The organism is Agromyces capsici (assembly GCF_058349965.1).
This window is the reverse complement of sequence record NZ_JBYRET010000001.1, coordinates 2,277,768-2,291,341: the sequence shown is the minus strand read 5'-3', so window position 1 is coordinate 2,291,341 and position 13,574 is coordinate 2,277,768. Positions and strand designations below refer to the sequence as shown.

General features: G+C 72.0%; 15 protein-coding genes. 3 read left to right on the top strand and 12 right to left on the bottom strand.

The genetic code is table 11. The features are described from left to right. Window positions 1–99: 99 nt before the first annotated feature. From AC3RKB_RS10790 to AC3RKB_RS10745, 10 genes are all read right to left on the bottom strand, one after another. Window positions 100–813 carry a hypothetical protein gene (locus AC3RKB_RS10790; RefSeq protein WP_491436146.1) on the bottom strand — a complete coding sequence of 238 codons (714 nt, stop codon included), beginning with the start codon at window positions 811–813 and terminating at the stop codon, window positions 100–102. A 9-nt stretch (window positions 814–822) separates the two neighbouring features. Next, window positions 823–1,743 carry a carbohydrate ABC transporter permease gene (locus AC3RKB_RS10785; protein ID WP_491436145.1) on the bottom strand — a complete coding sequence of 307 codons (921 nt, stop codon included), beginning with the start codon at window positions 1,741–1,743 and terminating at the stop codon, window positions 823–825. Further along, a complete protein-coding gene (locus tag AC3RKB_RS10780) occupies window positions 1,740–2,729 on the bottom strand; it encodes a carbohydrate ABC transporter permease (protein WP_491436144.1) in 990 nt (329 codons plus the stop codon). Before AC3RKB_RS10780 ends, AC3RKB_RS10785 begins: the two co-directional genes overlap by 4 nt. 74 nt (window positions 2,730–2,803) lie before the next feature. Then, window positions 2,804–4,120, bottom strand: a complete 1,317-nt coding sequence (locus AC3RKB_RS10775; protein ID WP_491436143.1) for an ABC transporter substrate-binding protein — start codon at window positions 4,118–4,120, stop codon at window positions 2,804–2,806. Window positions 4,121–4,290: 170 nt separating this feature from the next. Then, window positions 4,291–5,286, bottom strand: a complete 996-nt coding sequence (locus AC3RKB_RS10770) for a family 43 glycosylhydrolase (RefSeq protein ID WP_491436142.1) — start codon at window positions 5,284–5,286, stop codon at window positions 4,291–4,293. Then, on the bottom strand, window positions 5,283–6,377 hold the full coding sequence (locus tag AC3RKB_RS10765; protein WP_491436141.1) for a Gfo/Idh/MocA family protein: 1,095 nt from the start codon (window positions 6,375–6,377) through the stop codon (window positions 5,283–5,285). The genes AC3RKB_RS10770 and AC3RKB_RS10765 overlap by 4 nt, the downstream gene beginning before the upstream one ends. After that, a complete protein-coding gene (locus tag AC3RKB_RS10760; protein ID WP_491436140.1) occupies window positions 6,374–7,159 on the bottom strand; it encodes a cupin domain-containing protein in 786 nt (261 codons plus the stop codon). Before AC3RKB_RS10760 ends, AC3RKB_RS10765 begins: the two co-directional genes overlap by 4 nt. Then, window positions 7,156–8,124, bottom strand: coding sequence for a DUF6807 domain-containing protein (locus AC3RKB_RS10755; protein ID WP_491436139.1), 969 nt, complete (start codon window positions 8,122–8,124; stop codon window positions 7,156–7,158). Before AC3RKB_RS10755 ends, AC3RKB_RS10760 begins: the two co-directional genes overlap by 4 nt. 106 nt (window positions 8,125–8,230) lie before the next feature. After that, window positions 8,231–8,632 carry a bleomycin resistance protein gene (locus AC3RKB_RS10750; protein WP_491436138.1) on the bottom strand — a complete coding sequence of 134 codons (402 nt, stop codon included), beginning with the start codon at window positions 8,630–8,632 and terminating at the stop codon, window positions 8,231–8,233. A 299-nt stretch (window positions 8,633–8,931) separates the two neighbouring features. Beyond that, entirely contained in the window at window positions 8,932–9,300 is a 369-nt protein-coding gene (locus tag AC3RKB_RS10745) for a DUF7882 family protein (RefSeq protein ID WP_491436137.1), read from the bottom strand. Window positions 9,301–9,487: 187 nt separating this feature from the next. On the opposite strand from AC3RKB_RS10745, the gene AC3RKB_RS10740 reads away from it, so the two are divergent. Genes AC3RKB_RS10740 through AC3RKB_RS10730 form a run of 3 tightly spaced genes read left to right on the top strand, consistent with a single transcriptional unit; the run spans window position 9,488 to window position 11,226 of the window. Beyond that, window positions 9,488–10,156 (top strand): SRPBCC family protein, encoded by a 669-nt coding sequence (locus AC3RKB_RS10740; protein ID WP_491436136.1) that lies wholly within the window; start codon window positions 9,488–9,490, stop codon window positions 10,154–10,156. A gap of 54 nt (window positions 10,157–10,210) precedes the next feature. After that, complete coding sequence (gene cmtR / locus AC3RKB_RS10735) at window positions 10,211–10,567, top strand: Cd(II)/Pb(II)-sensing metalloregulatory transcriptional regulator CmtR (protein WP_491436135.1); 357 nt, start codon at window positions 10,211–10,213, stop codon at window positions 10,565–10,567. Beyond that, entirely contained in the window at window positions 10,564–11,226 is a 663-nt protein-coding gene (locus tag AC3RKB_RS10730; RefSeq protein ID WP_491436134.1) for a cation efflux transmembrane domain-containing protein, read from the top strand. Before cmtR ends, AC3RKB_RS10730 begins: the two co-directional genes overlap by 4 nt. A 127-nt stretch (window positions 11,227–11,353) precedes the next feature. Here the strand turns inward: AC3RKB_RS10730 and AC3RKB_RS10725 are convergent, their stop codons facing one another. Together AC3RKB_RS10725 and AC3RKB_RS10720 are read right to left on the bottom strand one after the other, a co-directional pair. Continuing rightward, window positions 11,354–12,436 carry a M24 family metallopeptidase gene (locus tag AC3RKB_RS10725; protein ID WP_491436133.1) on the bottom strand — a complete coding sequence of 361 codons (1,083 nt, stop codon included), beginning with the start codon at window positions 12,434–12,436 and terminating at the stop codon, window positions 11,354–11,356. Next, window positions 12,433–13,461 (bottom strand): LacI family DNA-binding transcriptional regulator, encoded by a 1,029-nt coding sequence (locus AC3RKB_RS10720; protein WP_491436132.1) that lies wholly within the window; start codon window positions 13,459–13,461, stop codon window positions 12,433–12,435. Before AC3RKB_RS10720 ends, AC3RKB_RS10725 begins: the two co-directional genes overlap by 4 nt. Window positions 13,462–13,574 lie beyond the last annotated feature (113 nt).

Sequence of the window (13,574 nt, the reverse complement as noted above, 5' to 3'; positions counted from 1 at the left end):
GCGAGCATCGATCGCCCGACCGTGTGCGGCCTGGTCCCGGTGAGCCACGGCGCGACGTCGCGCCCCGCGCCCACTGCGGGAGCGGCCGGCCCGACGCGTTCACGCCTGGCGGTCGTGGGCGGAGCTCGCGCGACCGTCGTCGGCGCGGCCGTCGTCGGCATGCCCGCGACCGCGGCGCGGCCGCTCGGGCACCGCGACGATCGCGAGCGCGACGCAGCCGAGTGCGGGCACGACGAGCGGGAGCAGCTGCCACGTCACGACCGACGCGAACACGGCCGTCGCGACGAGGTACGCGGCGCCGATCGGGTCGGCGGCGACCGCGGCCGGAACCGAGCGGATGGCACCGAGCCAGCCGTGACCGGGCGTCCAGAGCCCCACCGCCGTGAACAGCGCGAGCGCGAGCCCTGCGAGTCCGAGCCATCCGACCGCCGCGACCACCGGGCCGCCGGGCAGCACGCCGCTGCTCGCGAGGTCGATGTCGAGCAGCAGCACGAGCACGAGCACGAGCGCGCCGAATCCGATGCCGAGGCCGCCGACGAGAGCCGCCCGGACATCCGCCCAGAACTGCCCCATCGACGACGACTCCGCCTTGAGGAACCGGCGCAGGTGCCGGACTCCCGCCGCGAGCCCCGCGGGCAGCGTCACGACCGGGATCGACACGAGCGCGACCAGCACGCCGATGAGGAGCACCTCGCCGAGCAGCCCGAAGGCGCTCGTCGCGCCCGGGAAGCGGGCGGGCGCCGCGCCCGAGCGGACCGGGCCGCTGCCCGACCGCTCGGCGTGACGCGCCGCGCGCTCGCTCGCCCGTGACATCCGCTCGCCCTAGCCCTTCAGGCCCTGCGTGGCGACGCCGTCGACGAGGAAGCGCTGGAACACGATGAAGAAGATCAGGATCGGCAGGAGCGCCAGGAACGAGACCGCGACGGTCGCGCCGTAGTCGGACGAGGAGGTCTGGTCGTTGTAGAGGCGCAGCGCGATCGGCAGCGGGTAGAGCTCTGGTGAGTTCACGTAGAGCAGCGGGCCGAGGAAGTCGTTCCAGGTCCAGATGAACGTGAAGATCGCGCTGGTGATCAGGGCGGGCTTGATCAGCGGCAGGATGATCGCGGTGAAGATCCGGAAGTGGCCGGCGCCGTCGATCTTGGCCGCCTCGTCCATGTCGCGCGGGATGTTGCGGATGAACTGCACGATCAGGAACACGAAGAACGCCTCGGTCGCGAGGAACTTCGGCAGGATCAGCGGCCAGTACGTGTCGACCAGTTCGAGCTTCTGGAACATGATGTACTGCGGGATGATCACGACGTGGAACGGCAGCAGCAGCGTGCCGATCATCGCGGCGAAGAGGATCCCGACGCCCTTGAACTGCACCCGGGCGAACGCGTACGCGGCCAGCGCGGAGGAGGCCACGGTGCCGACCACGGCGGCGATCGCGATGATCAGCGAGTTCGCGAAGAACCGCCACAGCGGCACGCCGCCGATGCCCTCGAGGACCTTGAAGTAGTTGTCGATCGTGGGCTGGTCGGGCAGCAGGCCCGGGTTCTGGCCGAACTCGCTCGAGGGCTTGAACGTGGCGAACGTGAGCCAGACCAGCGGGTAGAGCACGATCGCGGTCAGCAGCAGCAGCGCCACGAACCAGATGATCGTGTTGACCGTCTTGCGCTTGACCCGGCGGCGGCCGGTGGGCGCGCCCTGGAGCTCGACCTCGAGGAACTCGGGGCGGGCGATCTCGGAGGTTGAGGTGGTCATCGGTTCTCTCCCGCGTAGTGCACCCACGACTTCTGGGTCTTGAAGAGGATGGCGGCGATGATGGCGACGACGATCACGAGGACCCACGCCATCGCAGCGGCGTAGCCCATCTGCAGGTCGGCGAAGCCGCGCTTGTAGAGGTAGACGGTGTAGAAGTTCGTCATGCCGGCCGGGCCGCCGGAGCCGTTGGAGATGATGTACGCCGACGCGAACACCTGGAACGCGTTGATCAGCTCGAGCAGCAGGTTGAAGAAGATCACCGAGGAGAGCATCGGGAAGGTCACCGACCGGAACTTGCGGATCGGGCCCGCGCCGTCGACCTCGGCGGCCTCGTAGAGCTCCTTGGGCACCTGCTTCAGGCCGGCGAGGAAGATCACCATCGGCGCGCCGAACTGCCACACGGCCAGCAGGATCATCATCGGCAGCACGAGGGCGACGTTGCCCACCCAGCCGCCGAGCTCGATGCCGAAGAACGAGAGGGTGTTGTCGACCGGACCGTCGGTGGAGAACATCGCGCGCCACACGATCGCGACCGAGACGCTCGCCCCGATCAGCGAGGGCGCGTAGAACGAGGAGCGGAAGAACGCCGATCCCCGGTCGCGGTAGTTCAGCATCATCGCCACGGCCAGCGCGGCGGCCAGCTTGATCGGCGTGCCGATCAGCACGTAGACCAGCGTGATCTGCACCGACTGCAGGTACACCGGGTCCTCGGTGAACATCCGGACGAAGTTGTCGAGTCCGACCCACTCCGGCTCGGTGAACAGGTTGTACTTCGTGAACGCGAGGTACAGCGAGTAGAGCATCGGACCGAGCGTGAGGCCGATGAAGCCGATCATCCACGGCAGGAGGAAGGTGTAGCCGGTCGCCGTCTCGCGACGGTTCCGGGCCTTGATGCCCGCACGAGCGGGGACATCGGGGCCGCGACGGCCGGGACGCTTGGCGCCCTCGTCGGCCGTGACGATCGCTCTCGTCAGGGTGGTGCTCACAGTGTCTCTCCCGGTTCGATCCTGAGGCTACTCCGGGTCCGGGCCGCCGTGCGGGGCCCGGACCCGGATGGCCGCTACTGGTTCAGGACGACGTCCATCTCGGCGAAGAACTGCTCCACGGCCTCGTCGACGGTCATGGTGCCGTAGCCGAGCTCCTGGCCGATCTGGCGGAACTTCTCCTCGAGGGTGCCGTAGCCGACGATCGGCACGGGCGGGGCGTCGCCGAGGCGGTCGGCGATGGACTCCTCGTACGCGGCGATCTGCTCGCCGAGCGGGTCGAGCTCAGCGCCCTCGAGCTGGGTCTCCGAGGCGGGCAGGCCACGGTTGGTGCCGAACGCGGCGCCGACCTCGGGTGAGTTGACGAGGAAGTCCACGAGCGTGGCCGCGGCCTCGGGGTGCTCGGTCGTCGAGGCGATCGAGTGCAGCATGGACGGCTTGAGGTACAGGTCCTGCGCACCCTCCTCGGTCACGGGCGGGGCGACCAGGCCGAGCTCGGTGTAGCCCTCGCCGAGGTTGCCGAGGTAGCCGGCGCCGAAGTTGTCCCACGTCAGTTCGCTCGCGGTGAGGGCCGCGTCGAAGCCGGAGAGGGGGAAGACCTCCTCGAGGCGCTGCTGGCCGATGACGGAGCCGTCGGTGCGGATCTCGTCGCCCTGCTCCCAGAACGCCGCGAGGTCCTCCTCGGTGAAGTTCGGCTCGCCGTCTTCGGTGAACAGGTCCTCACCGGCGGCGCGCTGCTGGATCTCGAAGTTCTGGATGCGGCCCGTCCAGTCGGTGCCGCCCCAGAGCTCCACGCCCTGCGCGGCGGCCGCGTCGGTGACCTCGGCCATCCAGGCGTTGTAGTCCTCCCAGTCGCCGCCCTCGAAGTCCTCGACGCCGACCTGCTCGAGCAGCTTGGGGTTGGTGTACATGCCCCACGCGTTGGTCGAGGTCGGGATGCCCGTGGTCTCGTCGCCGACGACGCCGATCTGGAGGATGTTCTCGCTCAGCGGCTCGGTGTCGATGATGTTGCCGAGGTACGGAGTGAGGTCGAGCAGCAGCCCGTTCTCGGAGTACTGGCGGAGGTAGGAGTAGTCGAACTGCATGACGTCGGGGAGGCCGCCACCGGCCGCCTCGGTCTGACGCTTCTCCCAGAACTCGGGGAAGGTGAGGAATGAGGTGTTCACCGTGATGTTCGGGTACTCCTCGTTGAACGCGGCGAGCGCCTCGTCGTACATCGCGGCGCGGACGTCGTTGCCCCAGAACGCGAAGTCGAGCGTGACCTCCTCGTCGGGGTCGTAGGTGGCGGCCGGCTCGGAATCGCCGCCCCCGCCGCAGCCCGTGAGCACGAGCGCTGCGCTGGCCGTGACCGCGGCGGCGGCGAGTGCCGCGCGACGCGTGCGAATGTTGAACATCGTTGTCCTCCCGGAAAAACGTCTCTGTCTGCCTGGTGCGGGTGCGCTGCTGGGAAAGCGCTTCCCCAAACTGTAGCCCCTTGCTGCCCATCGGTCAATCGAATCCACAAAATCGTTTCAACCGATACGCGATCGTGACGGATGTCGCGCATCCGGCGGCGGCGTCCGGGTCAGCCGCCGAGCGGCGCGACCGGGGCGTCGCGGTCGCACACGAGGACGCCGTCGACCACCGCGAGCGGTGCGGCGAACACCGCGCTCAGGCGCGCGGCCGCGGCATCCGTCGACCCGAGCTCGGAGCCGTCCCAGTGAGGGTGCGTGAAGTAGTAGAAGACGGCGCGGTCGCCCTCGACCACGACGTCGCCGTGCCGTCCGAACGTCTCGTCGCCGCGGCGACGGCCCGGTGCGCCGAGGATCACGTCGTCGGGCCCGCCCTGCCGCTCCCACGTCACCGCGTCGGGCGAGCGGTGCACGCCCATGCCGCGCCATTCGTCGACGAGCATCCACCACCAGCCGCCGAGCTCGAACACGTTCGGGCCCTCGTGCGGCCGGCCGCCGATCGCGCGTCTCTCCACGTGCCAGGACCCCGGCGCGAGGTCGGGGCTCGACGCGACCCAGGTGGTCGAGCCATCCGCCTCGTCCTTGTACCAGAGGCGCCAGAGGCCGTCGGGGCAGCGCGCGACGCAGGCGTCGATCACGCGATCGCTCGAGAGCGGGATGTCGCCGACGACGCGCCAGCGCTCGAGGTCGTCGCTGACGTACTCGACGATCCGGCGCGCGAGCCCCTCCCACCGGTCGGGGATGCCGTCGATGACCGTGAGGTACATCCGGTACCGGCGCCCGTCGAAGATCACCTCGGGCGCCCAGTGCGTCTCGGCCCAGTCCGACTCGGGGCCGCCGCCGAGCCGCAGGTCGTCGAGCGTGCCGGCGTACCGCCAGCGCCGGCCGTCGGCCGAGCGCGCGACGCCGATGCGGCTGCCGTGCACCCACGCGACGCCGGGCTCGTCGACCGACGCGCGACGCTGGGTGTACAGCATCCACCACTCCCCCGTCGCGTGATGGCGGATCACCGTCGGATCGGTGGCGCCGTCGTGCACGGGGTCGTGGAAGAGGGCGTCGTCGTCGGGCAGCTCGATCGGGGCGACGGATGCCGCGGCGCGGCCGCTCATCGACGCAGGTCGGTGATCGGGCTCTCGAGGCTGCGCAGGCGGTCGTCGTCGTCGCGAAGCGTTTCGCGCGTGACCGTGCGCGCGTTCGCGGCCGAGGAGTAGATCGCCGTCACGATCTCGAACGAGCGCGCCGGATCGGTGGCCGTCGACGGCAGCGGCTCGCCCGCCACGAGCGCGCGGTAGATGTCGCGCACGAGCGGGTCGTGGCCGCTCGGCTCCTCGACCTCGGGCAGCGCCCAGCGGGCGACGGTCTCCTCGTCGACCCCCGGCGCGGGCGTGATGCGCCAATGCTCGTGCCCGTGCCCGTAGAGGTGGTCGACGGTGATCGTGGCGAGTTCGGTGTCGATGCGGATCGAGCTGGTCTCGCGCGGCGAGAGCGCGCTGGTGATGACGGAGGCCACGACGCCGTTGTCGAACGCGATGGTCGCCGTCGAGACGTCCTCCATCTGGGTCTCGCGCGCGAGCCGCCACAGCTGTCCGTTCACGCTCGCCCAATCGCCGAGCAGCCACGCCATGAGGTCGATCTGGTGGATGCCGAGTCCGAGCGTGGGCCCGCCGCCCTCGGTGGCCCACTTGCCGCGCCACGGCACCGCGAAGTACTCGGGAGCGCGGTACCAGAGCGTCTGGCAGGTGGCGACGAGCGGACGCCCGAGGGCACCGGAGTCGAGCAGCGCCTTCGCGTGCGCGGCGGCGGTGCCGGTGCGCTGCTGGAACACCACGGCCAGGCGCCGGTCGTTGCGCCGTGCGGCCTCCGTCATCGCGTCGAGCTCATCGAGCGCGAGCGCAGCGGGCTTCTCGCAGATCACGTGCACGCCGGCGTCGACCGCGGCGATCGCCTGCTCGGCGTGCACGCCGGGCGGGGTGCAGATGTGCAGCACGTCGATGCCGCCGCCGGCGAGCAGGGCGCCGAGGTCGTCGGCGACCGCAGGACCGCCCGACCGCTCGGCGAACGCGCGGGCGCGGTCGAGGTCGCGGTCGACGACGGCGACGAGCTCGGCGTCGGGCGTCGCGGCGATGGCCTGCACGTGCGCGTCAGCGATGGCGCCGGTGCCGACGATCGCGGCACGGAGCGGGGCGGTCGGGGTGGTCATCGGTCTCCTCCGGTGGGCTCGATGGGTGCGTCGACGAGCTCGACGTCGGCGTCGGCGTTCGTGTCGGCGTTCGTGTCGTAGCGCCGCAGCCGCCCGCACATCCCGAATGCGGGGGCGACGGATGCCTCGGCCACGCGCGCCTCGGCCAGGCCGGGATCGGAGCCGCCCGCCAGCGCGTCGAGGCGGTCGCCGGTCTCGCGCGCGACGGCGAGTGCTCCCGCCTCCCAGCGTCCTCGCCACTCCGCGACGCGGGGCCGCACGAGCGCGGCAGCGCGCCCGTGGAGGTGCGCGAGCCGATCGGGGTCGACCGTGCCGTCCTCGCGGAACAACGCGACGTAGCCCTCGACGGCGAGGTCGCGGCGGCCGTGCGCGGCGGCGAGCCGATCGGCGTCGGATGCCTCGGGGCCGACCAGCGCCGCGGCATCCGCGTATCGCACGGGGTCGGCCAGGATCTCGCCGGGGAAGGTCATGACGGCGTCGCCCGCCTCGGGGAGGCCGGCGTTCTGCATGATGACGCGCACGTCGAGCCCGCCGTCGTTGATTGCTCGGTGGATCACGCCGGGCGCGAACCAGACGAGGTCGCCGGGTTCGAGCGGGCGCTCGGCGAACGCACCGGCGCCGTCGATGGTGTGGAGGCGACCGCGGCCGCCGACCACGAGGTACGCCTCGGCCGACACGGTGTGCAGGTGCGGGGTGCCGCCCGCGAGGCCGTCGGGCGCGACGGCGTCGTACACCTCGAGCGCGCTGACCGAGGTCGCGCCGGGGAATTCCGGCGCGGTCACGAGGCACCCGAGGTCGCGCCGCCGGAGGTCGCGGTCGCAGGCCCGAGCAGGTCGGGCAGCCGCTCGGCGGCCAGTGCGGCGAGGCCGGCCGCGCGCTCGGGGTCGGCTGCGCCATCCGCGATCACGACCCCGTACCGGAGGGTCATCGTCGCGCCCGGCTCGATCACGTGCTCCTCGCTGAAGAACGGCGCCGGGCAGAGGCAGGCGAACTCCTCGCTGCGCGCGAACCACTGCGTCGGGTGCTGCACGTTCGCGGGGTCGTCGACCATCACGACGGTCGAGGCGGCGTCGGCCTCGTCGTGCCGGCCGGTGAACCCCATCCAGGGCGAGCGGATGCCGCGCAGCTCGTCGCCGCCGGCGACACCCGGCGCGAGCACCTGCCCGCCGGTGAACGAGCGCGGTCCGCGCCAGAAGAGGCCGCCGTAGCCGGCGTTCTCGCGGCCGCGGGTCGTGGGCGACCCGATCGGGATGGCACGGTCGGTGCGGTTCGTCATGCGGGTCGCGAATCCGAGCATCCACGCGTCATCGGAGAGCACGGATGCCGCGAGCGTGCGCTCCTCGTCGAAGATCCGCTCGCCGTGCTGGGTGATCCACTCGAGACGCTCGACGCAGCGCGCGGTGCCGCGACCGCGTGCCGCGGCATCCGTCGACTCGAAGCCGACATGCCGCTGCTCGCCGTTGTTCGGCAGCTGCACGTAGCCCTCGCCACGGACGAACGTGGGGCCGCCCCAGAAGTTCGCGTCGCCGACGACGGGCAGCGACCAGGCGATCCCCTTGTGCCAGACGTGGTCGTGCGGGCGGTAGAGCGTGACGGTCTCGCCGCCGAGGGTGCGGATCGGGCTGACGTAGGGCCGCGGCGACTCGTAGGTCGGGTGCTCGGGGCGGAAGACGTACTCGGCGAGGACCTCGCCGTCGGCGTGGATCATGATGCGGTCGTCGTCGCGGGCGATGCGGAGGTCGGGCATCGGTCTCCTCGTGGTCGTCGTCGATCCGTGGGGCGCTCGCCGCGAGCCGTCTGACGACCCGAATCAAGGAAAGCGCTATCCCGATACTACAGGCATGCGGCCGCACTCACTCCGGCGGCTCCTCGATCAGGGTGAGCAGGTTGCCGTCCGGGTCGACGAGGTGCCCCGCGCGCAGACCCCAGTCCTGCAGGCGCACCTCATGGAGGCGCGGGAAGCCGGCGTCGCGGACCGGCACGTCGGCAGCGGCGATCGCCGCGGCCAGTTCGTCGACGTCGGCGACGCGAAGCGTGCAGCGCGACGCGCTTGCGGCGGGATCGAGGTCGGCGAACGGGAAGAACTCCAGCTGGAGGTCGCCCCGGCGCAGAATCATCCAGCCGTCGTCGCGGAAGGCTCGTTCGAACCCGAATCCGCCGTAGAACGACTCGGTGGCGTCGAGGTCGCGTGAGGGCAGGTTGGGCACGGCGCGATCGCGCGGCGCGGGGTCGGCAGGGCCGGCAGGGTCGGTCATGACTCGCATCATGCCGTGGAACATCCGGTGCGGCCAGTGCCGCCGCGTCAGCCTCGCAGCGATGCGGGACCGCGCAGGCGCGCATCGAGGAGGCGCATCAGCTCGCCGACCCGTCCGCCGCCGTCCGCCACGGGCGGATACCGGCGGAGCACGTCGACGACGACGTCGGGGACCTCGGGGAGCTCCTCATCGTGCGGAGGTCGCTCGTGCGATCGAGGTCGATGGCAGCGGAGTCCCTCATGGCGTGATCCTCCTCCTCGACCGGCTCGAACGCACGGGGCGCCTCGTCGGATCAGCGTTCACACGGCGACGGGCTCCCGCGCCGCGACCGGCGCGGCCTCGTCTTCGACGCCGTGCGCACCGAGCCGAAGGCCCGGCGTGCTGTTCGCGGCGATCATCATCCGCTCGGCTCGTCGACGATCGATGGGCGACTCGGCGCCGGGCGTGTGCCGCGCGACGACGGTCGAGTTCGGCTGGACCCACGCCTGCATCGCACTGCCGACGCGGTCGGTCCAGGAGACGAGCAGGGGTTCGTTGCGACGCAGCTTGGAGAATACGACGAGCGCGACGTGCGCCAGCAGTTCGTCGTCCAGTTCGATGCGCATCCACCCGTCGATCTCGAGGGCGGGGGGCGCGGTCATGGTCTGGTCGCTCTCATGTCGTTGCATCCGCGCCACGGTTGCAGGGCGAGCGTCATGCGGCAAGCCGGCGGCGGCGATTCACAGGCTCGCAGGATTCACAGCCGACTCGGATCAGGGGACCACGCGCGGTCGGAGCGGGTCATCCGGCCAGTCTTCCACTCCCGGCGGGACCATCGGCCCGCGCGATCGGCAGGGAGGTCGCCAGACTCCTCGCATGCCCTCCGCCCGCACCGTCGCGCTGGCCGTGTCCATCCCGCTCGCCGCTGCCGCGGCCGCCCTCCAGTGGCTGGGCCGCACCTACGGCTCGACGGCGGCGGAGCGGCGCGAGTCGATGCCCGGCGACGAACTCGTCGACGGCCCGCAGATCGTCGCGACGCACGCGGCGACGCTGCCCGCTCCGCCCGAGCGGATCTGGCCGTGGCTCGTGCAGGTCGGATGGCATCGCGGCGGGTGGTACACGCCTCGCTGGGTCGACGTGCTGCTGTTCCCCGACAACTGGCCGAGCGCGGGCCGCATCCATGCGGAGTTCCAGGACCTCGAGGTCGGCGACGTGATCCCGGACGGCCCGCCGGAGACGATGTGCGGGTTCACCGTCCGCGAGGTCGCGCCATCCGCTCGGCTGGTGCTCGAGTCGACGACGCACCTGCCGCTGTCCTGGCGGGAGCGGGACCTCGCCCGACTGCACTGGACGTGGAGCTTCCGCCTCACGCCGGTCGACGGCGGTGCCGCCACCCGGCTGGTGTTCCGCTGGCGCGCACGCACCGCGCCGTGGTGGCTCACCGCCGGCGCCCACCTGTTCATCGTGCCCGCCGACTTCATCATGTCGCGCGGCATGCTGCGCGGGCTCGGCGAGCGGGTGTCGGAGACATCCGAGAAGCCCTGAGGACGGATGCCGCGGCTCGAGCTGAATGGTCAGCAGTCGCTGTATAGTCAGCGCATGCTGACCATTTCGACCGGCCTCGACGTCATGAACCGGCTCGGCCGCGCGATGGCCGACCCGACCCGATCCCGGATCCTGATGAACCTGCTCGACGGCCCGAGCTACCCGGCGGTGCTCGCCCGCGAGCTCGACCTGACCCGCCCGAACGTGTCGAACCACCTCGCGTGCCTCCGCGACTGCGGCATCGTGATCCCCGAGCCCGAGGGCCGTCAGACGCGCTACGAGATCGCCGACCCGCACCTCGCCCGAGCGCTCACGACGCTCCTCGAGGTCACCCTCGCGGTCGACGAGGACGCGCCGTGCATCGACCCCGCGTGCACGGTCGCCGGGTGCTGCGGGATGGCGCCCGAGTGAGCGCGCCGCGCTTGACCGCGAGCCGGCGCCGCGTGCTGCATCGCCGCGTGCGCCTCATCGTCGCGTTCACGATCGGGTACAACCTGCTCGAGGGCATCATCGCGATCACGGCCGGCGCCGCGGCATCCTCTGCGGCCCTCATCGGGTTCGGCCTCGACTCGTTCGTCGAGGTGGCCTCCGCCGCTGCCGTCGCGTGGCAGTTCACGCGGCGCGACCCCGAGCGCTGGGAGAAGCCGACCGTTCGCGCGATCGGCATCGCCTTCTTCGCCCTCGCGGCGTACGTGACGGTCGACGCGATCCTCGCGCTCACCGGCGTCGAGCGCGTCGAGCACAGCCCGCTCGGCATCGCGATCACCGTCGCGAGCCTCATCGTGATGCCGCTCCTCGCCTGGATCGAGTTCCGGACCGGCCGGGAGCTCGGCTCGAAGAGCGTGCAGGCGGATGCCACGCAGCTGCTGCTCTGCGTGTACCTCTCGGGCACGGTCCTCGTCGGGCTGCTGCTCAACTCGCTGTTCTTCTGGTGGTGGGCCGACTCGGTCGCGGCGCTCGTCGTCGCCGCGCTCGCGGTGCGCGAGGGCGTCGAGGCGTGGCGCGGCGAGGTGGAGTCGCCGTTGGAGGTGCTCGAGGAACTGGAGGGCGAGCAGGTCGAGGCGGACTGATCGCCCCCGCCCCGCTCCTCGACCGCAGGGACGCGATGGCTCTCCGCACAGTATCGGTACCGAAGTACCGAAAGTACCGGAGTACCGGAGTGGGCGCGAGGGAATGCCCCCTCCATTGCCGTGCCGGTCAGACGATCGCGCGCGCGAGTTCGACCGGCCGGTTGCGGCCCGCGACGCGGACCGTCGGCCAGCGCGGATCCACCGTGAGCACCTCGATCCCTTCGGGCCCGACCAACACGGTGTCCTCGACCTTCGCGCCGGGCGCGGTCGGATTCCACGCGAACGCCTGGCCGGCTTGCACGACGTCGGCGATGCCGGGCACGGCGCGCGGGTCGCGGCCGGCGTAGCCGGCGGCGCCGCCCTGGTGGTGGCGCGTCCACTCGTCGGGGTCGAAGTCGTGCGCGCCGTACGCGGCGATGCCGGCGGCGAACGCGTCGCCGAGCGTCGCGCCGGGCATGGTCGCGTCGAGGAACGTCGCCTCGACGTCGAGGATGCGGCGCGTGGCATCCGCTTCGGCCGGGTCGTCGCGGCCGAAGCGTACCCAGCGTGTCGCGTTCGCGATGAGGCCGTGACGACGTCCGCAGACGACGAGCATCGCGCGGTCGCCGAGCGATGAGCCGGTGGGCAGCGGATGGCGGTGGCCGAGGCGGGCGCGTCCGGCGACGAGCGTGACGAGCGGGTCGATGCCGCGCGCCACGAGGTCGCCCGCGAGCCGCGCGGCCACCGTCCGCTCGGAGTCGGCCGGCGCCGCGGCGAGCGCGGCATTCGTCAGCACTACGGCGACCTCGCGGCAGAGGACGCGGTAGCGGGCGAGCTCGCCGGGGAGCAACGAGGCGCGGGCGAAGCGAAGGTCGGCCGCGACCTCCATCTCGTCGAGGGCGTCGAGTCCCGCGGGGACGAGCGGCTCATGCCACGGGACGCGCGCGACCTCGAGGTCGGCGGCGTCGCCGAGTTCCTCGGCGAGCAGCCGATCGGCCTCGTTCGCGAAGACGCGCAGCTCGTCGCCATCCGGCCGCACCACGACCGCGACGACGGGGTCGCCGGCCAGCGACACGTGCGTGCGCGCCCCGTCGAGGACCCACGCGACGGCCGCGTGCGAGCGCAGCACGAGTGCCGGCGCACCCCGGCGCTCGAGCAATTCGAGCACGCGCGCACGCTTGGTCGGACGGTCGACGCCCGGATGGGCCGGCGCCGGCGCGAACGCGCTCACGCGCGCGTGCCGATCGCGCCGGGCGCCGTCGTGCTCTCGCGGGCCTCGAGCCGCGGGCGGTAGAGCACGGTGTGCTCGACCGGTCCGCCGCCGATGAGGGTGCGCAGCCGCGCCCACACCTGCGCGCCGATCTCGGTGCGCGGCACCGACATGCTCGTGAGGCGGGGCGTCGCGTAGCGCGCCATGGGCACGTCGTCGAAGCCCGCGACCGACAGCTCGCCGGGCACGTCGACGCCGAGCTCGCGCAGCCGGGCGAGCAGGCCGAGCGCGACGAGGTCGTTGAACGCGATGACCGCGGTGACGCCGCCGCGGTGCGCGTCGAGGACGGCGATGGCGACCGTCTCACCGTCCTCGGGGCGTGAGCCGCCCGGGATCTTGTCGATGCGCACGCCGGGGTGCATCGCGAGTGCCTCGTCGACGCCGCGAAGGCGTTCGGCGTTCGACGAGCTCGTCTCCGGGCCGGTCACGTACGCGAGGTGCCGGTGACCGAGACCGACGAGATGGTCGACGAGGTCGCGGATGCCGCGGACGTAGTCGACCCCGACGATCGGCACGTCGAGGTCGGGCAGCGGGCGGTTCACGACGACCACCGGCGCGACCCGTTCGACGAGTCGGCGCAGCTTCGCCTCGGGCATGCGCGGTGCGCACAGCACGAGCGCGTCGCAGCGTTGGCGCGCCTCGATCGCGGTGGTCTCCTCGTCGTCGACCCGCTCGGCGGTGTCGGCGACGAGCACGCGGTATCCGTCGTCGGCGGCCGCGAGGCTCAGCCCCTTGAGGATGCCCTGGAACAGCGGGTTCTCGAGGTCGGGCACCACCATGGCGACGGTCGTGTTGCGCCCGTGCACGAGGCTGCGCGCGACGAGACTCGGCGCATAGCCGAGCGTCGCGATCGACGCCTGCACGCGGCGCACGATGTCGGGGTCGACGCTCTGCCGCCCGTTGAGGACGCGCGAGACCGACGCCGGCGAGACACCGGCGTGCGCGGCGACGTCGGAGATCGTCACGCCCCTGCTGCGCTCGCCCATGCGTCCCCTTCCGGATGGCGCGGCGCGCCGGATGCGCGCCGGGAAATCGGTTCCTCAGTGTAGCGCCCGGCTTGCCGGCGTGCCCGCATCTCGCCTAGGCTTCCGCCGAGAAA

Bases quoted from the DNA above. Each gene is read 5' to 3' on its own strand.
- AC3RKB_RS10750 (WP_491436138.1), bottom strand. From the start codon at position 8,632: ATGACCGACCCTGCCGGCCCTGCCGACCCCGCGCCGCGCGATCGCGCC.
- AC3RKB_RS10755 (WP_491436139.1), bottom strand. From the start codon at position 8,124: ATGCCCGACCTCCGCATCGCCCGCGACGACGACCGCATCATGATCCAC.
- AC3RKB_RS10770 (WP_491436142.1), bottom strand. From the start codon at position 5,286: ATGAGCGGCCGCGCCGCGGCATCCGTCGCCCCGATCGAGCTGCCCGAC.
- AC3RKB_RS10765 (WP_491436141.1), bottom strand. From the start codon at position 6,377: ATGACCACCCCGACCGCCCCGCTCCGTGCCGCGATCGTCGGCACCGGC.
- AC3RKB_RS10740 (WP_491436136.1), top strand. From the start codon at position 9,488: ATGCCCTCCGCCCGCACCGTCGCGCTGGCCGTGTCCATCCCGCTCGCC.
- AC3RKB_RS10720 (WP_491436132.1), bottom strand. From the start codon at position 13,461: ATGGGCGAGCGCAGCAGGGGCGTGACGATCTCCGACGTCGCCGCGCAC.
- AC3RKB_RS10790 (WP_491436146.1), bottom strand. From the start codon at position 813: ATGTCACGGGCGAGCGAGCGCGCGGCGCGTCACGCCGAGCGGTCGGGC.
- AC3RKB_RS10775 (WP_491436143.1), bottom strand. From the start codon at position 4,120: ATGTTCAACATTCGCACGCGTCGCGCGGCACTCGCCGCCGCCGCGGTC.
- AC3RKB_RS10785 (WP_491436145.1), bottom strand. From the start codon at position 1,743: ATGACCACCTCAACCTCCGAGATCGCCCGCCCCGAGTTCCTCGAGGTC.
- cmtR (WP_491436135.1), top strand. From the start codon at position 10,211: ATGCTGACCATTTCGACCGGCCTCGACGTCATGAACCGGCTCGGCCGC.
- AC3RKB_RS10745 (WP_491436137.1), bottom strand. From the start codon at position 9,300: ATGCAACGACATGAGAGCGACCAGACCATGACCGCGCCCCCCGCCCTC.